Here is a 24,281-nt window from a genome sequence, read left to right as displayed (position 1 = left end):
TAACCGTAGCGACAGCTAGAGCTGGGCCCAGACCGACTTCGACTTCATGTACATCTCGATGCCTTCCCGGCCGAACTCCTGACCCCAGCCCGACTGCTTGTGTCCGCCGAACGGCACATCGTGGTCGAACACCAATTGGCAGTTCACCTGCACGCTGCCCGCCTGCAGCCGCTTGACGATCCGGTGGGCCCGGCCCAGATTCTCCGTCCAGGCGGTAGCCGCCAGCCCGTAGGTGGTGTCGTTCGCCATAGCAACGGCCTCGTCTTCGTCATCGAACGGCAGGATGCTGACCACCGGCCCGAAGATCTCCTGCTGGTAGAGCCGCATGCCGGGATCGACGTTGGTGAGCACGGTCGGATGCACGAAGTACCCTTTGCGGTCCAAGCGGTAGCCGCCGGTGACCACCTCGACGCCGTCGCTCTTGCCTTCGTCGATGAAGCCCATCACCCGGGTCAGCTGCTTCTGGCTGATCAGCGGCCCGCTGACGCAGCCCTCCTCGCTGGGTGCGCCCAGCTTGAAGGTGTCGGCCATCATCGCGATGCCTTCGACCACACGGTCGTACACGCCGCGCTGGGCGAAGATCCGCGACCCGCACACGCAGCCCTGGCCGGAGTGTACGAAGATGCCCAGCGACGCCATCAGGATGGCCTTGTCCATGTCGGCGTCGTCGAAGATCAGCACCGGCGACTTCCCGCCGAGTTCGAGCGTGACCTTCTTCAGGTTTCCGGCGGAAGCGCGCACGATCTCCTTACCGACCTCGGTGGAGCCGGTGAACGCAACCTTCTGGACATCGGGATGCGCGGTGATCGCCGCCCCCGCGGTGTGGCCGTAGCCGGTCAGCAGGTTGGCGACGCCGTCGGGCACGCCCGCCTGGTGGATCAACCGGTCCAGCAGCAGCGCCGACAGCGGCGTCTCCTCTGCCGGTTTGACCACCATGCTGCAGCCGGCCGCCAGCGCCGGAGCCAGCTTTGCGCTCGCATTGAAGATCGGGCCGTTCCACGGGAAGATCAGCCCCACCACGCCGTAGGGCTCTTTGAGCGTGTAGGCGTGCATGTTGACGAAAGCGTCGGTCGCGATGCCGTCGGTCTTGACGTCGTAGGCGACGCCGTTGATCTTCGAACACCAGCCGGCGTAGTAGCGGAAGAACTCCGAACACGTGGACATCTGCAACTGCGCCTGCATCAACGGCATGCCGGTGTTCAGCGAATCGAGCTGGGCGAATTCCTCGGCGTGCTCGTCGATCAAATCCGCGATGCGCCACATGATCTTGGCCCGTTGCCGGCCCGGCAGCTCCGACCACACACCCGACTCGAAGGAGGCCTTCGCCCGCGCAACGGCCTCGTTGACCGCTTCTTGGCCGCAGTCGGTGAACTCGGTGATCCGCTCTTCGGTCGCCGGGTCGATGACCGGAATGACATCGCCGGTACCCGGGCGGTCGCGAAGCTCGTCCAGCACTGCCTGCAGGGTCATCGTCGATCCCTTCCATCATCGGATGCTGAGCACTTGCTTAGCATTATCGATAGTGTGGGGTCAAGGCGGCGCTCGCCGAACCCCGTTCGACATTTTCCTCGCCGAAAGGTGCTTGGATGTCGAGGTGGCAGCCATCAGCCGGAGCCGGACCATAGCGGCACCTCCCCAGCAGATCTGGGATGTCCTGGCCGACTTCGGTCACCTGAGCAGCTGGGCCGACGGCGTCGACCACTCCTGTGTGCTCAACAGGGGCCCGGACGGCAATCCCGTGGGCACCACCCGCCGCGTACAGGTGGGTCCCAATGCGCTGGTGGAACGCATCACTGAGTTCGATCCGCCCGTCGCCCTCGCCTATCAGATCGACGGCCTGCCCAAAAGGTTGGGCACGGTCACCAACCGCTGGACACTACGCCCGTCGGGACCGGAAACCCTGGTCAGCTTGGACACCAGCGTCGAGGTCGGCGCAAGCCGGCCCGCCCGGATGGCCGAGTGGGTGACGCTGCGCGTCCTGGCCAAGCAATCCGACAAGCTGCTCGCCGGGCTGGCACGACGATTGGAGACCACCCATGTCTGAGCGCCCCGACATCGTCATCCTGATGACCGACGAGGAACGCGCGATCCCGCCCTACGAATCGGCCGAGCTGCGGGACTGGCGGCAGCGCACCCTGACCGGGCGTCGGTGGTTCGACGAGCACGGCGTCAACTTCACCCGCCACTACACCGGGTCGCTGGCCTGCGTGCCGAGTCGTCCCACGATCTTCACCGGCCACTATCCCGACCTGCACGGCGTCACCCAGACCGACGGCATCGGCAAGCGCTTCGACGATTCGCGGCTGCGCTGGCTGCGCGCCGGCGAGGTACCCACCCTGGGCAACTGGTTCCGGGCGGCCGGCTATGACACCCACTACGACGGCAAGTGGCACATCTCGCACGCCGACCTCGAGGACCCGAAGACCGGTGGCCCGCTGGCCACCAACGACGACGACGGCATCGTCGACCCAGACGCGGTTCAGCGTTACCTCGATGCCGATCCCCTTGCCCCATATGGCTTTTCGGGCTGGGTAGGCCCGGAGCCGCACGGCGCGGGCGACGCCAACAGCGGCTACCGACGCGACCCGCTGATCGCCGACCGCGTGGTGGCCTGGCTGGAAGACCGCTACGCCCGGCGCCGGGCCGGGGACCCGGCCGCCCAGCGGCCGTTTCTGTTGGTGGCCAGCTTCGTCAACCCGCACGACATCGTGCTGTTCCCGGGCTGGGTGCTGCGCTGCCCCGTGCAGCCGTCGCCGGTGGACCCGCCGCCGGTCGCGGCCGCGCCCACCGCCGAGGAAGACCTCTCCGCCAAACCGGCCGCGCAGATCGCGTTCCGCGAGGCCTACTACTCCGGCTACGGCCCGTCACCGGCGGTCAGCCGCACCTACAAGCGCGGCGCGCAGCGCTACCGCGACCTCTACTACCGGCTGCACGCCGAGGTCGACGGGCCGATCGACCGAGTGCGCCGCGCCGTCACCGAGGGCGGCTCCGAGGACGCCGTGCTGGTGCGCACGTCCGATCACGGCGACTTGCTGGGGGCGCACGGCGGACTGCATCAGAAATGGTTCAACCTCTACGACGAGGCCACCCGGGTGCCGTTCGTCGTCGCCCGTATCGGTACGAAAGCCACTGCGCCGCGGTCAGTTTCGGCGCCGACGTCGCACGTGGACCTGGTGCCGACGCTGCTGAGCGCGGCCGGTATCGACGTCGATTCCGTGGCGGCGGAGCTGGCCGAGTCGTTCTCCGAGGTTCACCCACTGCCGGGGCGGGACCTGATGCCGGTGGTGGCGGGGGCAGCGGCCGACGAGGATCGCGCGGTCTATCTGCTGACGCGTGACAACATGCTGGAAGGCGACTCCAGCGCTTCGGCATTTGCCCGCATGCTCGGCAGAAACGCGAACCCGCCTGCGCCGCTTCGCATCAAGTTGCCAGCCCATGTCGCGTCCAACTTCGAGGGCCTGGTGGTCCGCGTCGACGACGCCGACGGCGGGGCCGGCCACCTGTGGAAACTGGTGCGCACCTTTGACGACCCGGGCACCTGGACCGAGCCCGGCGTGCGCCACTTGGCCGCCAACGGAATCGGCGGCGAAGCCTACCGAACCGATCCGATCGACGACCAGTGGGAACTCTACGACCTGACGAATGACCCGACAGAAGCCCAAAACCGTTGGGACGAGCCGCAACTGCACGACCTGCGTCAGCACCTACGGATGCAGCTCAAGCAGGCCAGGGCGGCGTCGGTGCCCGAACGCAATCAGCCGTGGCCGTACGCCGACCGCCAGCCCGCCGTCGGCGAAAGCCTGGTGCGGCGCGTGTTCGGCCGCTTCCACCGCTGAACAACGCACCCAGCAGGAATGGGGCCCGGCGGCCCGGACACTCAGGTGGCCGGTACAGGTACCGCACCGTCCGCGGCACGTTGTTGCTGTGCGGCGCAGAGGATCGACCCAGCGGTGCGAAACGGCGTGCTTTCCTGCTCGGCGAGGGCGATGGGAAGGTTCGCAGCGCGACGCAGCACCATCATCGCCAGTGCGCTGTTGGTGGTGTACGGCACGATCAATACGTTGGCACAACCTTTTTCGCTCTGCAGGACGATCACATGTTGGTTCTTGTGCTGCCAACCTTGCCAATTCAAGTCTGGTGGCCGCTGCAGGTGCGGCCAGTTGATGGTGATTCCGCAGATTTCGCCGAGCCGGGAGCCCAGGGCTGCGACGAGATCGGGCAATTCGCCACTGATCCGATCGGTCCGGGGCCACCATGCGCCGTCGATGTCACGCCCGAGTTCGCCGGCCAGGGTGAGCCGGATGGGGGTGGCGCGGCGTCGCCCGCTCAACGGGTAAGTCACCGGATCGCTGCGATCAGCGGCGCGCACATCAGCTGGCGCGAATGCGGAGTTCTCACGGGTGCTATTCCTTCACGGTCGAACTCGACCGTCCCACGGGTGCGGGACGACGGAGGAATCACATTGCCCGTGGGCCTGATCCACAGCAGACCACCGCTGACAACGAAACGGCTCGCTGCTGATGGTACGCCATCGCCGCAACCCCGACCGCGATGGGCCGCTTCGCACATCGGGGGTAAAGTAGCGGCAACAACGATGAGGACGGGTAGAGATGGTTATCGAAAATTGGTCCGACGCGCCCGAAATTCATCCATCGGAAATCCGAGTCGGCGACACGATCGGCACGCTGCGCCCCACCGAATTGCGTTACGTGGTCAAGATGATCAGCGGTCCGCAGACCGGACCGAAGAAATGGACGTTCTTCGGCAGCGACACCCACGGCCAGCAGCACAACGGCACGTTCGGCGACCACGACCTGGTTCGCCGGTACGCCAAGGCTTCGTGACCTCCTACTGAAAAGCCTTCTCGAACAAGGAGATAAGGATTTCCAAGTTCTCGCTGCCCGAAGAGGCGCCCCAGGGCCTTGCGTCACCGGTGACGACCAAAGTGATGAAGTACGCCGCCAAGGCGCACGTCGCGGTGTTCAAACTGACCAACGGCCGGGTCGGCAACAAGTGGCGGATCGGGGCCGGTTTCCATAAGCCGGTGCCGACACTGTTGCTCGAGCACCGCGGCCGCAAATCCAACAAGCTGTTCACCACCCCCCTGGTGTATCTGCAGGACGGCGACGACTACGTGATCGTCGCGTCGCAAGGCGGTCACCCGAAGAATCCGCAGTGGTACTTCAACCTCAAGACACACCCCGCGACCCGGGTACACGTGCCGGGCCGGCGCAACATCGAGGTTTCCGCGCACGTCGCCACGCCTGCGGAGCGTGCCGCACTGTGGCCGAGATTGGTCGATCTCTATGCCGACTTCGCGAAGTATCAGCATTGGACGGAGCGCGAGATTCCGGTCGTCATTCTTTCGCCGCGTTAGCCGTCAACCGGAATAGCGCGCGATCCAGCGTCGGCAAGATCTCGGTGATGGCGATCTCGCCCGCGGCGAACCGTGCCACCAGGCCATAGGCGAGATTGGACACGATCGGCGGCAGTTCTTCGACCAGCTCGGGGTCCGCGCCGGCGAGTACGGCGGCCGTGGCCGGGATGACCGCATCGACGCCCCGGGTCACCAACCGCTGCCCACCGGGCGCCGAGCGTGCCCGGAAGTAGGCCCGCAGCATGTCCGGATGGCGTTCCCACGGTTCGAAGATCGTCCGGAACACTCGCATCAGCCCGGCGTAGACCGATTCGTCCGGATCGGGTGTCAGGCCCGCCAGCGCCGCGTACCGGTTCTCCTCCATCCAGCATTCAAGAGCGGCCAGGATCAGTGCGTCACGGGTGGGAAAACGCTTGTAGATGGTCGCCAGTGAGGTGCGTGCCCGCTTGGCGACCTCACGCAGCTGCACGGCGTCGTAGCCGTCGGTTTCCAGGATGTCCACGACGATCTCGATGATGCGGTCGTGACGGCTCTCCGAGCCGCCGGTGACCGCTTCAGCGCTTGCCACACTCATCCTTGCCTTCGTCGGGTAACACGGTTACGGTACCTGCAGTAACAAGGTTACTCAACGGCTCAACGAGGAGGACACCATGCCCGGCCGAGTTGCAGGCAAGGTCGCATTCGTCACCGGCGCGGCGCGCGGGCAAGGCCGCAGTCACGCATTGCGGCTGGCGCAGGAGGGTGCCGACATCATCGCGGTCGATATCTGTCAGCCGTTCGACAACTCCCCGGCGCCGGCGTCGACGCCCGAAGACCTGGCCGAGACGGCAGCTCTGGTCAAGGGCCTGAACCGGCGGATCGTCACCGCCGAAGTCGACGTCCGCGACTACGACGCGCTCAGGGCGGCGGTTGACGCCGGGGTCGAGCAACTCGGCCGGCTGGACATCGTCGTGGCCAACGCCGGTATCGGCACCGTTGCTCCCCGCCTGGACCGGATGGACGAGGACCTCTGGCAGCAGATGATCGACGTCAACCTCAGCGGTGTCTGGAAGTCGGTCAAAGCGGCCGTTCCGCATCTGCTGGCGGCGGGAGGTGGCTCGGTCGTGCTGACCAGTTCGGTTGCCGGACTCAAGGCCTACGCGCACACCGGCCACTACAACGCCGCCAAGCACGGCGTGGTGGGGCTGATGCGGTCCTTCGCAGTCGAATTGGGGCCCAGGAACATTCGGGTGAACACGGTCCATCCCACCCACGTAAACACCCCACTGCTCATCAACGAGCAGACGTTTCACCTCTTCCGGCCCGACCTGCAAAACCCCGGGCCCGACGACCTCGCCCCGATCTGCCAAAGCTTCCACATCCTGCCCATCCCCTGGGTCAACGCCGAGGACATCAGCAACGCGGTGCTGTTCCTGGCCTCCGACGAAGCGCGTTACATCACCGGAGTCACCCTGCCCGTGGACGCAGGAAGCTGCCTGAAATGACCACGACGCACGACACCGACGTCTACTACGACCCCTACGACGTCGACATCGTCGCGAACCCCTACCCCACCTATGCCCGGTTGCGCGACGAGGCTCCGCTCTATCACAACGAGCGCTACAACTTCTGGGCGATCTCGCGGCACACCGATGTCGAAGCGGCACTGTCGAATTGGGAGACGTTCTCCAACAGCCGCAGCGACATCCTGGAGCTCATCCAGTCGAAATTCGACATGCCGCCCGGGGTGATGATGTTCGAGGACCCACCGAAGCACACCATGTTGCGCGGCGTCATGTCCCGGGTGTTCACGCCGCGACGGATGGCCGCGATCGAGGACCAGATCCGGCGCTACTGTGTGCGCTGCCTGGACCCCCTGGTCGGTTCGGACAGTTTCGACATCATCGCCGAACTGGCGTCGATGATGCCGATGCGGGTGATCGGCATGCTGCTGGGCATTCCCGAGGAAGAGCAGATCGGCGTGCGCGACGCCAACGACGCCAACCTGCGCACCAGAGCCGGAACACCGATGAAAGTGGCCGATCCCGAGGCGATCGCCGATGGGCGCATCTACGCCGACTACGTGGACTGGCGCGCCAAGAACCCCTCCGACGACCTGATGACCGCACTGCTCAACGTCGAATTCGAGGACGAGCACGGTGTGCTGCGAAAGCTGACTCGCACGGAGGTTCTGCACTACACCCAGGTGGTGGCGGGTGCCGGCAACGAGACGACGGGCCGGTTGATCGGCTGGCTGGCCAAGGTCTTGGCCGAACATCCTGACCAGCGCCGCGAAATCGAGCGGGACCGTTCACTGTTGACCCGCGCGGTCGACGAGACGTTGCGCTTCGAGCCCACCGGCCCGCACGTGGGGCGCTACACCATCCGGGACTTCGAGCTCTACGGCACCACGGTGCCGAAAGGCAGTGCCATCCTGTTGCTGTTCGGTGCGGCCAACCGGGATCCGTTGCGCTACAAGGATCCCGACACCTTCAACCTGCACCGCGACAACATCTCGCATCTCACCTTCGGCAAGGGCGTGCACTACTGCCTGGGCGCCAACCTGGCGCGGCTGGAGGGCCGGGTCGCGCTCGACGAACTGCTGAACCGCTGGCCCGAATGGGAGGTCGACTACGAAAGCCTCAGGCTGGCACCGACATCCACCGTCCGCGGGTGGGAGCGGCTGCGCATCAAGGTCTGATCCGCTTCGGCCGGAAAGGTCACCTGGCTGAGGGGATCAGCGCGGCTCGATCGATCGCCACGCGACGCGAGCTTGGCGTGGGACTCACCCGCGCAGAAAAGGACCGTTCTCGACGGCGGCCACGGGCTGCCGCCATGAGAAGGTGGCACTCATGCAGAACCCGTTCGCAGACGCGGTGCGCGGCCGGTTAGGCCGGCGCGCGCCCTCGGTCCACGGCCGCGAAGAGTTCGAGGACGCCGAGACCCAGTTCGAGGACGAGGAAACCAAAGCCACCGACGCCGCGCTGGACACCGTCGACCTGCCGTCCGCCGATCCGGTGCTGCTGCTGCAGAAGATGGAGAACCGGCTGGTCCGCCACCATCTGGCCAACGACGTGCTCAATGCGGACCAGCTGCGTCGGCTGCGCTACATCCTCAACTTCGCCCGGCTCGGCGACTTCGAACCCGGGGCGGCCGGACCCGGTGGGCAGCGTGGGCGCGGCGACGTGTCGGTGGGCGCGGAGATCGGCCCGTGGCGCTCCCGCGTGGTCGACTCGCTGTTCGAGCCGCTGCGCGAGGAGCCCGACCCGGTCAAGGCCTTGACGGCGGCGCGCGCCGTGCTGGACGCGTTGAGCGACGACCAGGACGACCAGCGGTGCGTCCTGATCGATCGGCACCGCAACGACTTCTCCGCCGCCGAACTCGACGCCGAGGTCGGTTACAAGAAGCTCGTCACGATCATGGGCGGTGGCGGCGGCGCCGGCTTCGTCTACATCGGCGGCATACAGCGGCTGCTGCAGGCCGACCAGTTGCCCGACTACATCATCGGGTCGTCGTTCGGATCGATCATCGGCAGCCTGGTCGCCCGCGAACTGCCGGTGCCGGTCGACGAGTACATCGCCTGGGCCAAGACGGTGTCCTACCGGGCCATCCTGGGACCCGAGCGGCTGCGCCGCCGGCACGGCATGGCCGGCCTGTTCGCATTGCGTTTCGACAAGTTCGCCCAGGCACTGCTCAGCCGCGAGGACGGCGAACGCATGCGGATGTCGGACCTGGCGATCCCCTTCGACGTGGTGATCGCCGGGGTGCGCAAGCAGCCGTACGCCGCGCTGCCGTCGCGCTTCCGCCGCCCCGAGCTGGCCGCGCTGCAAGGGCGGGCACTTCCGTTCCGGCCCATCGGGGCCGGGCCGGTGGTTGCGGCGCGTATGTGGCGGGTCGCGGCGTTCATCGACCTGCGGGTGGTCAAACCCATCGTGGTCAGCGGCGACGATCCCGCGCTGGACTTCGACGTGCTCGACGCGGCTTCCTTCTCCTCAGCGATTCCCGGTGTGCTGCACCATGAATCGAGCGATCCACGGATGGTGCCCCTGCTCGACGAGTTGTGCGCCGAACGCGACATCGCCGCCCTCGTCGACGGCGGAGCGGCCAGTAACGTACCGGTCGAGCTGGCCTGGAAGCGGGTACGCGACGGCAAGCTAGGCTCCCGCAACGCCTGCTATCTGGCGTTCGATTGTTTTCACCCGCAATGGGATTCGCGACACCTGTGGATGGCCCCGATCCTGCAGGCGATCCAGCTGCAGATGCTGCGGAATCTGCCCTACGCCGATCGCCTGGTGCGGTTTGAGCCCACCCTGTCACCGCTTAACCTGGCCCCTTCCGCGGCGGCCATTGACCGCGCGTGTCGATGGGGACGCAACAGCGTCGAGCAGGCCCTGCCGATCACCACCGCCCTGTTGCGGCCGACCTGGTGGGAGGGTGACGCGCCCGCGGCCACCCGGGCGGGCCAGCATCAACGGGCAAAGTCGGCGGCGTCGTCGATGAGTTCGGTGATGGCCGCCATCCAGGCACCGGGCGGCCGGTTGGCCCGGTGGCGCGACCGCCACCTGACCTGAAGCACCAACAGCCGCGGACTACGATGACGTCATGGTCGACCCGGTCGGGGGCGCCGACTCCAACACCGGCGCCAATGCGGATTCGTCGAGTTTGGCGTGGTCAAGCGGCACCGAGGTCCCCGACATCCAGAGCACGCCAGCGGGTGACGCACGGGATTCCCGCGATGTCCCCGCGGCCGAACCCGCCGTCGTCGAGCAGTCCTGGGGCACCGCCTGGGGCCGAGCCCTGGCGGTGCTGCTGATCTGTCTGGGTCTGGCAGCGGTCATCGTGGTAGCAGGTCTGCTGCTGGCCAGCAACGACTCGACGCCGACCGTCACCGCGACACAACCCACCAGCAAGGCGCCGCAGGCGCCGGCCACCACCACCGAGATCGTCTCCACACCCGAACAGGACCGCCGGTTCATCGCGGCCCTGAACGAAAAGGGCATCGTCTTCAAGAACCCCGATGCCGCCGTCGCCAACGGCAAGGCGGTGTGCCAGAGCTTCGCGGCGAATCTTTCGCTGGAGCAGGTGGTGGCGCAGTTCCAGCAGGTCAGTCCCGACTTCAGCGATCACGCCGACGACATCGTCGCGGTGTCGGTTCGTGCCTACTGTCCGCAGTACAGCAAGCTCGTCGCAGGAATCTAGGAAGCGCCGCGGCACGCTCTCAGCCGGCAGCCGCCCGGAAGGCGCTGACCAGCTCCGCCAACACGGCGCGCGCCTGCGCGGGATCAGCGGGCAGCGACCCGCTGAACCGGATGTCGGTGGCGCCGTCGGCCACCAGCTGCGGAATTACGGCGACCGAGGCCCGCACGTCGATGGAGCGATCCGCACCGCGCACCAGCCCTGCCGAGCCCTGAACCTGAAGGCCGTCCGGGTCTCCCCCGGCGTCGGCGATCGCCTGCCTCATCGCCGGGATCGAACCCTTGAGGTCGGTGATGGCCGGACCCCATGGGATCCAACGATTTCCGAACCGGCTCAACCGTCGGGCCACCGCCGGGTTGACCGTTCCGCTGACCCAGATCGGCACGCCGCCGGGCTGCACCGGCTTGGGCATCTGATGGATGCCGTCGAAGGTCAGCTCGGGCGAGCTGTAGGAGGCGCGCTGCTGGGTCCACAATGTCCGGCACACTTCCAGAGTGTGGTCGAGCAGCCGCCCGCGGCGCTGGAACGGCAACCCGGTGGCTTCGTATTCCTCACGCTGCCAACCTATTCCGACGCCGAGGTCGACCCTCCCGCCGGACAGGGCGTCCATGGTGGCCAATTGCTTGGCCAGCACTGCCGGCCGGCGCAGCGCGGCGAGCAGCACGCCGGTCCCCAACCGGATCCGGCTGGTGGTGGCCGCCACCGCGGTCAGGAAGATCAGCGGCTCCATCCACTCGCCGTCCGGTCCCGTCGGCTGCTTGCCGCCGATCGTTCCGCCCACCGCCGGGTCGGCGTAGGCGGACAGGTTCTCCCCGAAGACGACGTGGTCGGACACCACGACGCGGTCGACACCCACGGCGTCCATGACTCGCACGGTCTCCAGTGTCGTGTTCCAGTCGGTGCCGGCGTGGTCGCTGAAGTTACGCACATACAGCGAGAGTTTCGGACGATCCGTCATGAGGCAGTTCCCGTCGCGTGTCGAGCATTCCGGTAGGCCCCACGCTAGTGGGCGAACTCCGTCGCCTCCGCCGCCGGGGCGGGATCGTCGACACGCGATTCGCCGTCCGACGCGACCGCAACCTACAGCATGCATGTTGTTATGATCCGGGCACGTTCAGGCGCGGCAACGGCGAGAGGGCACGTCCATGAAAACCAGGGGTGCGGTGCTGCACGGGGTAGGCATGGACTGGGAGGTATCCGACATCGAACTGGACCCGCCGCACGCCGGCGAGGTACTGGTCAAGATGGCGTTCGCCGGTGTCTGCCATTCCGACGCGCATTTCGCCACCGGCGATGCGGTGCCCACCAAGGAGATGGAAGACATGATGCGCGCCGCGGGCCAGCGGGTGCCGGACTGGTTTCCGTTGCTCGGCGGGCACGAAGGCGCAGGCGTCATCGCAGCAGTGGGACCCGAGGTGCGAACGGTCAAACCCGGTGACCACGTGGCGTTCTCGTTCCTGCCGGCCTGCGGAGATTGCCGTTGGTGCGCCTCTGGGCACACCTATCTCTGCGACGTGGGTGCCGAGATCTACAGCACCGGCATGACCACCGACGGCACCCCGCGCCGCCATCTCGGGGACGCGGACCTGATGGCCATGATGCAGGTCGGTACGTTCGCCGAGTACGTCGTGGCCTCCGAGCGCTCCGTGGTCAAGGTGCACGATTGGATACCGCTGGAGGTTGCCTCGCTGGTTTCCTGTGGTGTGACAACGGGATTCGGCTCCGCTGCAGTGGCCGCGGGCACCAGGGTCGGCGAAACGGTGGTCGTCGTCGGAGTGGGTGGCGTCGGCATGAATGCGGTCCAGGGGGCACGCGCGGCGGGCGCCAAGCACGTCGTCGCGGTCGATCCGGTCGAGTTCAAGCGGGAAGTGGCACCGTCGTTCGGCGCCACCCACACCGCGATCGACATCATCGCGGCGCTGGACCTGGTCAAGGAGATCACCTGGGGTGTGATGGCCGACCGGGTCATCCTGACGCCGGGGGTGGTACCGGCGGACATGGTGATCCTGGCGATGATGCTGGTGCGCAAGGGCGGTACATGTGTGATCACCGGGGTGGCCAAGACCACTGACCTGATGGTGCCGCTGTCGATGACCGACATGGTGTATTCCTGCAAGACGCTCAAGGGTGCCCTGTACGGCGAGATGAACCCCAGGGAAGCCATGCCGATGCTGTTGTCGATGTATGAGGCCGGCGCTCTCAAACTCGACGAACTGATCACCGCGCGCTACAAGCTGGACGACGTCAACGTGGCGATGAAGGACTTGCAGTCCGGGCAGAACATCCGTGGCGTGATCGATTTCGCGCTGACCTGATTCGTGCGGCGTACGCCCTCCCCGTTTCGCCGGTGTTTCCTGCTTGAGTCGAACCTGTTGCGCGACATTGCCGTTGGCTGCTCATTGTCGCCGTTCCGGTGGCACGATGCGGTGCGGTGACCGATAGTCATAGCGACAGCAAAGAATTTGAGTGAAACGCAGGTATCGGCGCGCCATGGTCACAGCGATGAATATCAAGGCCCACAACAATTCGGCGGCAGCGCCGGACGAGGTCTTCCACCGCGAGATCATCGTCAGCGGCGACGACACGCTGTCGAAGACCATTGCCGAGGAACTCCGCGGCGCCGGGGCCCGGATCGTCAAGATCAATACCGCCGCCGACCTGCTCGGCGCCGGCGTGCACCGTGCCCGCGCGGTCGTCTGCGCCGGCCCCAACGATGCCGAAAACCTCGAAATCGCCTTGCTGGCACGAGAATACAGCCCCACCGTGCGGGTGGTGGCCCGGCTGGCCAACGACGTGCTGCGCGAAGCGGTGGCCGACGTCAGCGGTCCCGGTGCGATCCTGGACGTCGCCGAACTTGCCACACCGTCTCTTGTCGAGGCAGTGCTGTCGCGCAACGCGCACCAGTTCAACGCCGGCGGAATCGACTTCGTGGTCTGGGGCGCCGAGGTCCCGCACACCGGGACGCTACGGGAGATTTACGGTGACCTGGCACCGGTTGCGGTGGTCCACGGCCACAACGCGCCGGCGCCCGGCGAGGTGGCGGCCTGTCCGGGCCGGGACCTGCCCGTCTTCACCCGCGACTGGGTCTCGATGATCGGCGTCAAAGAAGAATTGGCCGCCCGCGGGATCGCGGTGCCACCCACGACCGCGACGCGTTCGCACCACTCCCGGGCCCGGCGCATGGTCGACGCCGCCCGCGCCATGCGCGACGACCTCAATCCGCTGCTGTTCCCTTCGCTGGCGCTGACGCTGTTGTTGACCCTCGGTTCGGCGGCGGTCGTGCGCTTCTCCTACCAGCACCCGCGGATGTCGTGGATCCACGCGCTGTACTTCGCCACCGAGACGATCACGACCGTGGGCTATGGCGACTTCAGCTTCGCCCAGCAGTCCACCTTCCTGCAGCTGTTCGCCATCGCGTTGATGTGGGCGGGCGTGATTGTCACCGCGATCCTGGTCGCGTTCATCGCCGATCTGCTGCTGTCGCGCCGCTTCGTCCAATTGGCCGGAATCCGGCGGGCCCGCCATCTGCGCCGCCACGTCGTGGTGGTCGGGCTCGGTTCGGTGGGCATCCGGGTGGTCACCGAACTGACCGCCGGGGGTTACGACGTCCTGGTCATCGAGCGCGACGAGAACAACCGATTCCTCTCCACCGCAGCCGAACTCGACGTGCCGGTCATCTTCGGCGACCCGACGATGCGCCGAACGCTCGAGCAGGCCCGCGTCGACCATGCCCGCGGTGTGGCGGTGGTGACCCAGGATGACATGAGCAACATCGAGACCGGCATCGTGCTGCTGGAGATCCTCGGCTCCGACACCGAGGTGCCGATCGTGATGCGGGTGCAAGGCCGCGCGCTGGGCACCGCGGTGAATCGCCGGTTCGGCTTTGAGAACGTGCGGTCCATCGTGGACCTAGCGGCCCCCTGGTTCATCGGCGCGGCGATGGGTTTGCAGGTGCTGGGCACGTTCTGGGTCGGTCAGCGCTCGTTCATGGTCGGCGGAATGCTGGTAGCGGCGGGAAGCGAGCTGGACGGACTGCGGATGATGGACCTGTCCACCCAAACCCGTGTCATCGCCATCACCAGACCGGAGGGCCCGGTCAGCCTGCGGCCGCGCCGCGATTCCCGGCTGACCGCCGGCGACACCGTCTACCTGATCGGCCCGTACCGCGAGCTGATCGCCACGCTGCGCAAGGGCCAGCCGCCGCCGCTGACGGTGATCACCGGTGAGCGCGCGGCGGCCCTGGCCGCGGCGCGCTCACCGCGCCGGCCGTCGAAGCGGCCGCCGAGGTGGGCGCAGGACGCCGAACAATGATCTCCTCAGACGTCGTAATAGAGCGCGAATTCGCCGGGCGTTGGTCGCAGGTTCAGCGGCGCGATCTCGTAGTCGCGCTTGTAGTTGATCCAGGTGGCGATCAGGTCGGGCGTGAAAACGCCTCCCTCGGTGAGGTATTCGCTGTCTTCCTCGAGTCTGTCGATCACCGCGGACAGCGAGGTGGGCGCCTGGGCGATCTCCGCGGCCTCCTCGGGCGGTAGTTCGTAGAGGTCTTTGTCGATCGGAGGCGGTGGCTCAATTTTATTCTTGATGCCGTCCAGCCCGGCCATCAACATGGCCGCGAACGACAGGTACGGGTTGCCGGATGCGTCCGGACAGCGGAACTCCAGACGTTTGGCCTTCGGGTTGGCACCGGTGATCGGGATCCGCACGCACGCAGAGCGATTGCGCTGGCTGTAGACCAGGTTGATCGGCGCTTCGTAGCCGGGCACCAACCGCTTGTAGGAGTTCACCGTCGGGTTGGTGAACGCCAGCAGCGACGGGGCGTGGTAGAGCAGACCACCGATGTAATGGCGCGCGGTGTCCGACAAACCGGCGTACCCGGACTGGTCGTACATCAGCGGCACGCCGTCCTTCCACAGCGACTGGTGGCAGTGCATGCCCGACCCGTTGTCACCGAACAGCGGCTTAGGCATGAAGGTGACGGTTTTGCCTGCCTGCCAAGCGGTTTGCTTGACGATGTACTTGTACATCTGGTGGTCGTCGGCCGCGTGCAGCAACGTGTTGAACTTGTAGTTGATCTCGGCCTGACCGCCGCTGCCAACCTCGTGATGGCCCTTCTCCAGAATGAATCCGGCGTTGGTCAGATTCGTGAGCATCTCGTCGCGCAGGTCGACGTAGTGGTCGGCGGGCGCGACCGGGAAGTAACCACCCTTCGGGCGCACCTTGTAACCCCGGTTGGGACGGCCGTCGGCCTCGGTCTCCTCCCCGGTGTTCCACCACCCGGAGGTCGCATCCACCTTGTAGAAGGAGCCGTTGATATTCGAGTCGAACTTGACCGTGTCGAAGATGTAGAACTCGGCTTCGGGGCCGAAGTAGGCGGTGTCCGCGATACCCGAGCTGACCAGATAGTTCTCCGCCTTGCGGGCTACGTTGCGCGGGTCGCGTGAGTACAACTCCAGGGTGAGCGGGTCGTGCACGAAGAAGTTCACGTTCAGCGTCTTGGCATGCCGGAACGGGTCGATGGTCGCGGTCTCGGGATCGGGCAGCAGCAACATGTCGGACTCGTGGATGGATTGGAAGCCGCGGATCGAGGAACCGTCGAAGGCCAGACCCTCCTCGAACACGTTGCCGTCGAATGCATAGATCGGAATTGTGAAGTGCTGCATGGTGCCTGGCAGGTCGCAGAAGCGCACGTCGACATACTCGACGTGTTCTTCTTCGATGAGCCTGAAGATGTCGTCGGGCGTCTTGTCGGACACGAAATGCTCCCTTGCTGTGCTCGACCTGCGCGGCACCCTCCCATTCACGCACGTCGCGGTGGTTTCTGCATGTCCAGGCGGCTCAGCTGAACCTCGCGCGCAGCTGCGCCTTGAGCACCTTTCCGGTCGAGTTGCGCGGCAATGCCGGTACCAACTCGAGCCGCTCGGGGGTCTTGTGCCGGCTCAGCCCGAGCTGCGCACAGTGGCGTGCCAGCGACGAGAGCGTGACTTGGCTCCCGGGCTCGGCGACCACAATCGCGCAGACCCGTTCACCGGTGCGCTGATCGGGAACGCCGATCACGGCGACGTCGGCGACCGCGGGGTGGGAGGCCAGAATTCCCTCGATCTCCAGCGCCGAGATGTTCTCGGCGTTCCGGATGATCGCGTCCTTGATGCGGCCGGTAATGCGGACGTTTCCGTCGGTGTCTAGGCGGCCCCGATCGCCGCTGCGGAACCACCCGTCGCCGTCGAAGGCGGCCACGTCCAGAGCCGGATCCACATAGCCGAGGAAGCATTGCGGGCCTTTGAGTCTCAGTTCACCCTCCTCGCCCGCAGGTAGCTGTTCCCCGGCGCTGCCGACGACGCGAACCCGCACCCCGCGAACCGGTGGTCCGACGGTGTGATCGAGGACCGCAGCGTCAGCGTCGAATGCCGGGGAAGTGACCACCGGGAACTCCGTCAAGCCCCAGGAATTGGCCACGCCGGGCACCGAAAGCGTCTCGCGCACTTGTTGTCCGAGTTCGGGGGTGATCGGCGCGCCCCCAGCCAGGCAGGCACGCAGCTTCGGGAAGAGCCGCTCGGCACCGTGCGCACGCTGGGCCGCGAGGTAGGCGACGAAGAACGGAGTGGCGGTGCCCAGCAGGGTGGGATGATGGGCGGCAATGGCGCGCGGCGTGGTCACGGGGTCGAACTCGTCGAACAGCACCAGGCGCATTCCGGTCACCAGGCTGGCAGCCAGCATGGCCGCGCCGCCGATATGCGAGATGGGAAACGCTATCGGGTTCACGTCATCGCTTGTCGCCCCGACCATCTCGACTACGCCGGCCGAGCCGGCAATCACCGACCGGTCGGTATGCCGGATGCCCTTGGGCGCGGCGGTGGTACCCGAGGAGTAGTAGATCCACCGCGGTTCGTCGGCCGACGCGGGCGGGGCGGGTAGTGCACCGGCGTCCCCCCGAGGTAGCCGCAGCGCGCCGGTGTCGGGTACCGCGCCGTGGTCCACCACGATGATTGTGCCGCTGGTGACCGAATGCGCCAAAGCCACATGGTCATATCCCCGCCAGAGGCCCGGCACGATCATCACTTCGGTGTTGAGTTGCGCGGTGACGAACCCAACCTCGTGATCACGCCAGAGCGGCAGGATCGGATTCTGCACGGCGCCCAACCGGGACAACGCAGCCATCGCCACCATGGTTTCCAGCGTGGTAGGCAGCTGCCAGGACACCATGGAGCCCGCCCCGATGCCGTTCGCGGCGAAGGCAGCGGCGGTGTCCAGAGCGGCCGATCGCAGTTGAGTCGTGGTGAGGGTGCGTCCGTAGTCGTCGGCGAGCACCACGCGGTCGGGATGCGCTGTCGCGGCAGTCTCGACCAACCCCCAGAAAGTGTCCGTCTGCGAAAGTGTTTCGGCGTCAACGTTCCTGCGAATGAAAATCACCTCTTGCCGAGGCCGGCGCCGACCGCTCGTGCGATGTGCGTGCTCGGCGCGGCGTAAAACACGTGCCCCGAACCGTCCGGCAGTATCCGGCGGGCGATCAGATAGTCCGAGCCCAACCAGCCCTGGCGGACGTAGCGCCCGAACCGCAGGAACGTTCCGGGCGCGCCGCTGGCCGCCGGAATCAACTTGACCTGTTCGAGTCCCAGCTTGACTCCCTCCCCCGTCAGCGGGCGCGCGGCAGCGAGGGCCCGCACGATGACGGTTGCCGCGTCACGGCACAGGCAGGGCATCGAATGTCCCGGCCGCCGGCCGTATTCGGCTTCGAATCGGTCCAGGAACGCCTGACCGACCTCGTTGCGCTCGTCGTAACTGTCCAGTCCGATCCAGCCCGAAAGTTGGCGCATCCATTCGGCATTGATGTGGGCCATCTCGAAGGCGGTGGTGGTGTACCGGGGCGGATCCCAGCCCGCGGCGAGCAGCGCGTCGGTGAATCCCCACAGCCCGTGCCCGAAACCCACATGCACAAGGGCATCTGGGTCCCCCGCGCGCAGCGCCGCCACCGCCGCAGCCTTGTCGGCCTCCACCTGCGGGATCCCCACAGTTGTCACGATCTTCAACCCTGCTGCGGCATAGGCCTTTTCGGCGAAGGATAGGTATTCCTTGCCGATCAGCGACGCTTCGTGGGCGATCGCGATCCGCGAGCGGCCATCGCCGAGCAGCACCGCGGCCAGCATCACCGGTTCCTCGGCCATCGAGCCGTTGTTCAGTGCGAAGCACCATTCGCCCAGCGCGCCTTCGGATCCCGACAGCGTGATGATCGGCACCTTGGCCGTCGCGTCGACGCGTGCGCGCAGCGGCACCACGTTGTCGGAGACCCACGGTCCGAAGATGACCAGGCACCCCTCCTCGACCAGTTCGTCGAAGGCACGCGCGACCGCTTGATAGGTGCCGTTCGGCAACCCGACGACGTTGCGCTGGACAAGCTGGACCGGGCGGTCGATCAGGTTCGACGCGAGCGCTTCTTCCATCACCAATTGCAGTGTGGCGACGGTGTCGTTGTCCACGGCGCCACTGGTCGGATAATCATTGAGCAATCCGACTTTCACCGGGGCCACCGACCCATACGCGCGAGGGACGTCGTCTGCCATAGTCGGCAACATACAGCACGCATGTTGATAGGATCGCCGCCATGGCGAAGCGCGGCGGGTCCGACGATGATCGTCGCGCGCGTGGCGACCGAACTCGCCGTGACCTCATCGACGCCGGCCGGGAACTGTTCGTGGCGCCGGGGTATTTCAAGACCAGCATCGCCGACCTGGTGAGCAAATCCGGCGTGGGCACCCGCGGCGCGTTCTACCACCATTTCAAGGACAAGACCGAACTGTTTCGGGCGGTGTTCGAAGAAGTGGAGAACGACCTCACCTTACGGTCCATCGCCGCGCGGCCTGCTGACGCCGACCCATGGCAGCGGCTGAGCCGGGGGTTACACGAGTTTCTCGACGCCGCACTGGAACCCGAAGTGCAGCGGATCATGCTCCTGGACGGCCCGGTGGTGCTGGGTTGGCGGGCGCTGCGCACCATTCAGGAGAGCAACAGCTTCGCGCTGATCAACGACAAAGTCCGGGAGGCGATCGCGGACGGCATCATCGACGATGAACCGGTCGCGGAGCTGACCCACATGTTGGTGGCGGCGCTCGAGGAGGCCTCGCTACTGGTGGCGCACGCCGACGATCCCGCCCGGGCGCGCCGACGGGCGGCCAAGGTACTCGATCGCCTGCTGCTGAGTTTTGCGGTGGACGATCGAAAAGCATTGCGGCGTTAGTAAAAGGCCCGCCTAGTTCGTCGCGGTGGGTGGTGGTTGGGGTTGGAAGGGTGTGTACCACCACCATTGGGCGCGTTCGCCGGTGGGGCCGGTGCAGGGTTTGACGTCGGGTGGTGCGGTGGTGGGGGGTCGGGCCAGTGAGCCGGTGGGCAGGGGTCGGCCGTTGCTGTCGGTGACGGTGAGTTGGTCGGCGGGGCCGGTGAGGGTGATCAGGCCGCGGTGATGTGCGCGGTGGTGGTAGGGGCAGACCAGGGCCAGATTGTGCAGTTCGGTGGGCCCGCCGTCTTCCCAGTGCTGCAGGTGGTGGGCGTGTAGGCCGCGGGTGGCGGCGCAGCCGGGTACCACGCAGCAGCGGTCGCGGTGTTCTAGGGCGCGGCGCAGCCGGCGGCTGTTCTGGCGGGTCTCCCGCCCGGTGCCGATGAGCTGTCCGTCGCGCTGAAACCAGGCTTCCCAGGTGGCATCGCAGGTCAGGTATTGGCGTTCGGCCGCCGACAGGAGTGGCCCCAGGTGCAGGGCGGCGGCGGGTTTGTCGAGGTCGAGGTGCACGATCACGGTGGTGTGTTGGGCGTGCGGGCGGCGCGCGATTTCGGTGTCCCAGCCGGCGGTCACCAGGCTTAGGAACGCATCCACGGTGTCGGGCAGCGGGGGGCGCTGGGATGCTGCGGTGGCGGCGTGGTCGCGTTTCCAGTCGGTTACCAGCGCGTCCAGGTGTGCCTGTAGGGTGGTGTCGAACAGGGCGGCTTCGGCGTGGGGCAGGGTGATCCGCCAGGTGGTGGATTGCTCGTCGCCGGTCTGGGAGATCGAGCGCTGCGGACCCGGGCGTGGCTTGGGGCAGGGGTCCTCGGGGCGGGGTTCGAGTTTGATCGCGGTGCACAACTGGGAGACGGTGGCTACCGCGGCCAGCTCGGCGTAGTGCTCGTCGGAGCCGTCGGCGGCGCGTTCGGCGATGACCCCGACCTGATCCAGCGAGAGCCGGCCGTCGCGCAGACCGGCCACGCAGCGCGGGAACTCCTGCGCGCGATGGGCCACCGCGGCGATGCTTTTCGCGTTGCGCGGGGACACGCCGGTGCGCCAGGCCACCAACGCCGAGACCGAGCGTGCGCCGGTGGACCCCCACAGTTCGTCACGGTCGATCTCGGCGACGATCTCCACGATCCGCCCATCGATCGCATTGCGCTGACCGGTCAGCTCCGCCAGCTCCTCGAACAACCCCTCCAACCGCTCACCAGGCGAAACCGCCCGAGGCTCAACGGTGCAAGAGGACATAACAACATCCAAGCAGCCACCACCGACAACCCGGTCAAGGATCGTTTTAACTGACTCAAGTCATCCAAATACGGGCCGAGTCCGCACTAGCCGATTCCTGGCCCGGACGGACGCGCCGCGCTACCCTTTGCACTCACGTCCCATCGACGAAACAGAACGGAATGATGGCGGCAACCAACAAGAACTCCGCGCGCGAGACAAAACGTCTGCAGACCCGAGAGCGACTGCTGGGAGCGGCCGTTGCCGAATTCAAGCGGTCCGGGATGGCCGACGCGGATGTCGGCGCGATCGTCAGTGCCGCCGGAGTTGCGCACGGCACCTTCTTCTTTCACTTTCCCACCAAGGAACACGTGCTCCTCGAATTGGAGCACCGCGAAGAACAGCGCATCGCCGGCCAGTTCACCCGGTTCCTGGAATCCGAACCCGACCTTGCGGACGCCCTCGGCGAAGCCGTGAGGCTGATCGCCGGATTGGAGCGCCGGTTGGGCGAAGAGTTATTCAAAGACTTTCTCGCACTGCATTTTTCCCAAACCCGGCCGCCGGTCGAAGACGGCCGGGACCACCCCATCATCGTCGCGGTCGCCCGCGAGATCGAGCAAGCGCAAGAACGCGGGACAGTGGCCGCCGACGTGATCCCGATGAACAGTGCGGTCTTCTTCCTACTCGGGTTGTATGCGCTGCTGATCACGACGAACACCTGGCCGAACCGCGACGCGATGCTCGATGATTACCTGACCACGACGATGCGGAGCCTGGCGGCTCGCTAGCCCTCGTTATTGACCTCAGTCAGTTTCTGGGTTAGAACTGGCGGGTCGAGGGAGGCGAATTTGAATCTGCCTACGGTGAACTTCCGCCGCGCAGCCGGGGAGACTCCCGCAACCCGGGATGGTCTGGGTCTGGACGAGCACCTGGACGAATCGCAGCTCGCGCAGCGACAGGCGGACAAGTGGTTGATCTCGGGTTCCCTGTTGATCGGCACCGCCGCGTTGGGCGTCTTCGGCCTGCCGCTGTTCCTGCGCGGGGTCTGGCTGTTGCGCCGAGCGCAACGGGCCGGGCTGTCGGTGCGGCCGATGCTGGTCACCCTGCTGGGCTATCTGGTCGTCATCGACGCCGCCATCAACACCGTCGGCTGGGCACTGGACATGGTGGGCAACCACACCCTGCTCGGCCGAGTGTTGTTGGTGGGCTGGGGAAACATGTTCGATGCCGGCTATTTCTGGCACTTCAACGAACTCTGGATCGGCGGTGCCGCCGGCCCCGGCGAGAAGGGCTGGGAGGTCGGGCTGATCTTCACCGTCTTCACCATGCGGATCGCGGCGGGCATCGGTTTTCTACAGATGAAGCGCTGGGGCCACCAGTGGATGGTGGTGACCTGCTGGATGGGCGCGGTGATCTGGATCGGTTACGTCTTCAACATGACCATGTACGCCGACGTGCGGTTCGCCGGGGTCGTAGTTCCGGTCGTCGGCTGGTGGCTCTACGACATCTTCTACATCACCCCGTTCCTGGCCATTCCCTACCTGCACACCGTAAACCGCGAAATCTTCTCCGACTGACCGTCTTTCAATTCCAAAGGAGCTGCAACGTATGGACATGGTGTGGGAATTGCTGCGCTACGTCGCGGCCTGGGGCGGGACCGGGTTGATCATCTGGTTCTGGTACTGGATGTTCTCCAACATCGGAACCTTCTGATTCCGTGACCGCGACGACCAATCCGTCGGCGATGGCAATCGAGCGCAGTTGCGCGCTGACCGCAGTGGCGCTCAGTGAACGGCGCCGCGGTGGCGCCCGCTTGACGACGGGGACCAAACGCGGCTTCGGTGTGAGCCCGGCACTGGACCTGGTGCACGTCCCCTACCCACCACTGGTGCACGACTGGACGCGCCGGACGTTGACATGTGGTGTCGCGCTGCAATGCTCGCCGTCCAAGGAACGCCTGGCGCACTACCGGTTGACCGACCTCACCCCGCGCGAGAACCGGGCCCTCACCTTGATCGAGGCGGGTGTCGCGGTGGGCTGGATCGCCTCGCGATGGCCTGGCCTGATGCCGGAGATCGACAGGCTGCTACCCGACGTACCGGTCGGCGACCCGGATCTGGACGCCCCCTCGATGTTCGACCGTGCGATCGACCTGGCCCGGACCGGACACCCGATCGCTGAACACCCGCTGCTGGGCATGCTGCCCCGCACCAGTGCGACTGAACGTGGCTTGGCCAGTGCGATCAAGCGATTCGGCAGGATGCCGTGGACCAGCACCCAGCAGCGCCACCCGCGTCCCTACTCGGTGCCGGTGGGCGGCGACGGCGGCGTGCGCAACCCGAACCTGCCGCCGCCGAGCCGGCCGGAGGACAACGACCTTGACATCAGCCCGCAACGGCGCCATGGCATCCCGTATCCGGAGTGGAACGCTTGGACCAACGCGTTTCTGCCGAATCACGTTGCGGTCCTTGAGATCCCGCCGCGAACCCAGGACCGTCACCCTGCGCCGGTGGCGGCGAATCTGCGAAAATGGTTCGAGGAACACACCCATCGCGCGATGACCAACCGGCTCGACGACGGGTCCGACCTCGATGTCGACGAGTACGTCCGGCACTACGTCGACTCGACCATACAGCGCGCCACCGAACCCAGGATCTTCCGCGAGCTGCGGCCCAGCGGCCGCGACGTCACCACCGCGCTCTTGCTCGACGGGAGTTCATCACTCGGCGTCCACGCTGGACAGATCTTCCGGCTGGAGCTGCAATGCGCCGACGCACTCTCGCGCGCGATGACCCTGGCGCGGGAAAGACACGGCATCTTCGTGTTCACCGGCAATACCCGCCATCGGGTGGAAGTGCACTGTCTCAAGGACTTTCGTGACGGCCACTTCATCGCGCCAGGCAGCCTGGGGTTGCAGACCGCGGGCTACACCCGACTCGGCGCGCCGATTCGGCACCTGACGTCGCGCCTGCTGGCACAACCCTCGGAGCGGCGTCTGCTGATCGTGATCGGCGACGGTCTGATGTCCGACGAAGGCTATGAGGGCCGCTACGCCTGGGCCGACGTGGCACACGCGGTCGACGAAGCCAACGATGCCGGCGTCTCGGTGTACTACGTCGGCGTCGGACCGACGCGGGTCGACCCGCTACCCGAGGTGTTCGGGGCACGCCGGTCCAGGCGGATCAAGCGCATCGAGGAATTGCCGCGCGTGCTGGCCCACGTCCACCGCGAACTCGTCGCCGCGTAGGAGACCGA

At 66.4% G+C, this 24,281-nt stretch carries 22 protein-coding genes; 14 read left to right on the top strand and 8 right to left on the bottom strand.

Annotation, left to right across the window (positions count from 1 at the left end; genetic code table 11):
- Positions 1-15: 15 nt before the first annotated feature.
- Positions 16-1,470, bottom strand: coding sequence for an aldehyde dehydrogenase (locus MKCMC460_RS09395; protein ID WP_236981646.1), 1,455 nt, complete (start codon positions 1,468-1,470; stop codon positions 16-18).
- A gap of 124 nt (positions 1,471-1,594) precedes the next feature.
- On the opposite strand from MKCMC460_RS09395, the gene MKCMC460_RS09390 reads away from it, so the two are divergent.
- A complete protein-coding gene (locus tag MKCMC460_RS09390) occupies positions 1,595-2,044 on the top strand; it encodes an SRPBCC family protein (protein ID WP_236981645.1) in 450 nt (149 codons plus the stop codon).
- Entirely contained in the window at positions 2,037-3,836 is a 1,800-nt protein-coding gene (locus tag MKCMC460_RS09385; RefSeq protein WP_238305611.1) for a sulfatase-like hydrolase/transferase, read from the top strand. The genes MKCMC460_RS09390 and MKCMC460_RS09385 overlap by 8 nt, the downstream gene beginning before the upstream one ends.
- A gap of 41 nt (positions 3,837-3,877) precedes the next feature.
- Here MKCMC460_RS09385 and MKCMC460_RS09380 read toward each other — a convergent pair whose 3' ends face one another.
- Positions 3,878-4,342: a DUF5994 family protein gene (locus MKCMC460_RS09380; protein WP_236981644.1), complete on the bottom strand. Its 465-nt coding sequence runs from the start codon at positions 4,340-4,342 to the stop codon at positions 3,878-3,880.
- A gap of 268 nt (positions 4,343-4,610) precedes the next feature.
- Here MKCMC460_RS09380 and MKCMC460_RS09375 point away from each other — a divergent pair, with 268 nt between their 5' ends.
- Together MKCMC460_RS09375 and MKCMC460_RS09370 are read left to right on the top strand one after the other, a co-directional pair.
- Positions 4,611-4,844, top strand: a complete 234-nt coding sequence (locus MKCMC460_RS09375; RefSeq protein ID WP_236981643.1) for a hypothetical protein — start codon at positions 4,611-4,613, stop codon at positions 4,842-4,844.
- A 104-nt stretch (positions 4,845-4,948) separates the two neighbouring features.
- Complete coding sequence (locus MKCMC460_RS09370; RefSeq protein WP_236983915.1) at positions 4,949-5,377, top strand: nitroreductase family deazaflavin-dependent oxidoreductase; 429 nt, start codon at positions 4,949-4,951, stop codon at positions 5,375-5,377.
- Here the strand turns inward: MKCMC460_RS09370 and MKCMC460_RS09365 are convergent.
- Positions 5,358-5,951, bottom strand: a complete 594-nt coding sequence (locus MKCMC460_RS09365; RefSeq protein ID WP_236981642.1) for a TetR family transcriptional regulator — start codon at positions 5,949-5,951, stop codon at positions 5,358-5,360. The genes MKCMC460_RS09370 and MKCMC460_RS09365 overlap by 20 nt on opposite strands.
- 76 nt (positions 5,952-6,027) lie before the next feature.
- Between MKCMC460_RS09365 and MKCMC460_RS09360 the strand changes: the two genes are divergently transcribed.
- The 4 genes from MKCMC460_RS09360 (at position 6,028) to MKCMC460_RS09345 (ending at position 10,555) form a co-directional block, all read left to right on the top strand.
- A complete protein-coding gene (locus tag MKCMC460_RS09360) occupies positions 6,028-6,861 on the top strand; it encodes a mycofactocin-coupled SDR family oxidoreductase (RefSeq protein WP_236981641.1) in 834 nt (277 codons plus the stop codon).
- Complete coding sequence (locus MKCMC460_RS09355) at positions 6,858-8,057, top strand: cytochrome P450 (RefSeq protein ID WP_236981640.1); 1,200 nt, start codon at positions 6,858-6,860, stop codon at positions 8,055-8,057. Before MKCMC460_RS09360 ends, MKCMC460_RS09355 begins: the two co-directional genes overlap by 4 nt.
- A gap of 151 nt (positions 8,058-8,208) precedes the next feature.
- On the top strand, positions 8,209-9,927 hold the full coding sequence (locus MKCMC460_RS09350; RefSeq protein WP_236981639.1) for a patatin-like phospholipase family protein: 1,719 nt from the start codon (positions 8,209-8,211) through the stop codon (positions 9,925-9,927).
- A gap of 31 nt (positions 9,928-9,958) precedes the next feature.
- Positions 9,959-10,555, top strand: a complete 597-nt coding sequence (locus MKCMC460_RS09345) for a DUF732 domain-containing protein (RefSeq protein ID WP_236981638.1) — start codon at positions 9,959-9,961, stop codon at positions 10,553-10,555.
- A gap of 19 nt (positions 10,556-10,574) precedes the next feature.
- On the opposite strand, the gene MKCMC460_RS09340 is transcribed toward MKCMC460_RS09345, so the two are convergent.
- Complete coding sequence (locus tag MKCMC460_RS09340) at positions 10,575-11,510, bottom strand: TIGR03619 family F420-dependent LLM class oxidoreductase (protein WP_236981637.1); 936 nt, start codon at positions 11,508-11,510, stop codon at positions 10,575-10,577.
- Positions 11,511-11,697: 187 nt separating this feature from the next.
- Between MKCMC460_RS09340 and MKCMC460_RS09335 the strand changes: the two genes are divergently transcribed.
- Entirely contained in the window at positions 11,698-12,867 is a 1,170-nt protein-coding gene (locus tag MKCMC460_RS09335) for an NDMA-dependent alcohol dehydrogenase (protein WP_236981636.1), read from the top strand.
- A gap of 187 nt (positions 12,868-13,054) precedes the next feature.
- The gene (locus MKCMC460_RS09330; RefSeq protein WP_236981635.1) at positions 13,055-14,863 is read left to right on the top strand and encodes an NAD-binding protein; all 1,809 of its coding nucleotides are present in this window, start codon (positions 13,055-13,057) and stop codon (positions 14,861-14,863) included.
- Between the two features lie 5 nt (positions 14,864-14,868).
- Here MKCMC460_RS09330 and glnA read toward each other — a convergent pair whose 3' ends face one another.
- From glnA to MKCMC460_RS09315, 3 genes are all read right to left on the bottom strand, one after another.
- Complete coding sequence (glnA, locus tag MKCMC460_RS09325) at positions 14,869-16,305, bottom strand: type I glutamate--ammonia ligase (protein ID WP_236983913.1); 1,437 nt, start codon at positions 16,303-16,305, stop codon at positions 14,869-14,871.
- An 82-nt stretch (positions 16,306-16,387) separates the two neighbouring features.
- On the bottom strand, positions 16,388-17,860 hold the full coding sequence (locus MKCMC460_RS09320) for a class I adenylate-forming enzyme family protein (RefSeq protein WP_370653157.1): 1,473 nt from the start codon (positions 17,858-17,860) through the stop codon (positions 16,388-16,390).
- Between the two features lie 95 nt (positions 17,861-17,955).
- Positions 17,956-19,107, bottom strand: a complete 1,152-nt coding sequence (locus MKCMC460_RS09315) for an ABC transporter substrate-binding protein (RefSeq protein WP_238305608.1) — start codon at positions 19,105-19,107, stop codon at positions 17,956-17,958.
- A gap of 41 nt (positions 19,108-19,148) precedes the next feature.
- Here MKCMC460_RS09315 and MKCMC460_RS09310 point away from each other — a divergent pair, with 41 nt between their 5' ends.
- Complete coding sequence (locus MKCMC460_RS09310; RefSeq protein ID WP_236981634.1) at positions 19,149-19,781, top strand: TetR/AcrR family transcriptional regulator; 633 nt, start codon at positions 19,149-19,151, stop codon at positions 19,779-19,781.
- Positions 19,782-19,793: 12 nt separating this feature from the next.
- Here MKCMC460_RS09310 and MKCMC460_RS09305 read toward each other — a convergent pair whose 3' ends face one another.
- A complete protein-coding gene (locus tag MKCMC460_RS09305) occupies positions 19,794-21,047 on the bottom strand; it encodes an HNH endonuclease signature motif containing protein (protein ID WP_238305607.1) in 1,254 nt (417 codons plus the stop codon).
- Between the two features lie 164 nt (positions 21,048-21,211).
- Between MKCMC460_RS09305 and MKCMC460_RS09300 the strand changes: the two genes are divergently transcribed.
- From MKCMC460_RS09300 to MKCMC460_RS09290, 3 genes are all read left to right on the top strand, one after another.
- Complete coding sequence (locus tag MKCMC460_RS09300; protein WP_236981612.1) at positions 21,212-21,814, top strand: TetR/AcrR family transcriptional regulator; 603 nt, start codon at positions 21,212-21,214, stop codon at positions 21,812-21,814.
- Between the two features lie 60 nt (positions 21,815-21,874).
- Entirely contained in the window at positions 21,875-22,603 is a 729-nt protein-coding gene (locus tag MKCMC460_RS09295) for a hypothetical protein (RefSeq protein WP_236981611.1), read from the top strand.
- Positions 22,604-22,770: 167 nt separating this feature from the next.
- Positions 22,771-24,273, top strand: coding sequence for a nitric oxide reductase activation protein NorD (locus tag MKCMC460_RS09290; RefSeq protein ID WP_370653156.1), 1,503 nt, complete (start codon positions 22,771-22,773; stop codon positions 24,271-24,273).
- Positions 24,274-24,281 lie beyond the last annotated feature (8 nt).

The organism is Mycobacterium sp. 20KCMC460, from assembly GCF_022179425.1.
GTDB lineage: Bacteria > Actinomycetota > Actinomycetes > Mycobacteriales > Mycobacteriaceae > Mycobacterium > Mycobacterium kiyosense.
The sequence above is the reverse complement of the archived record's forward strand: the minus strand, read 5'-3'. Positions and strand labels throughout refer to the sequence as shown.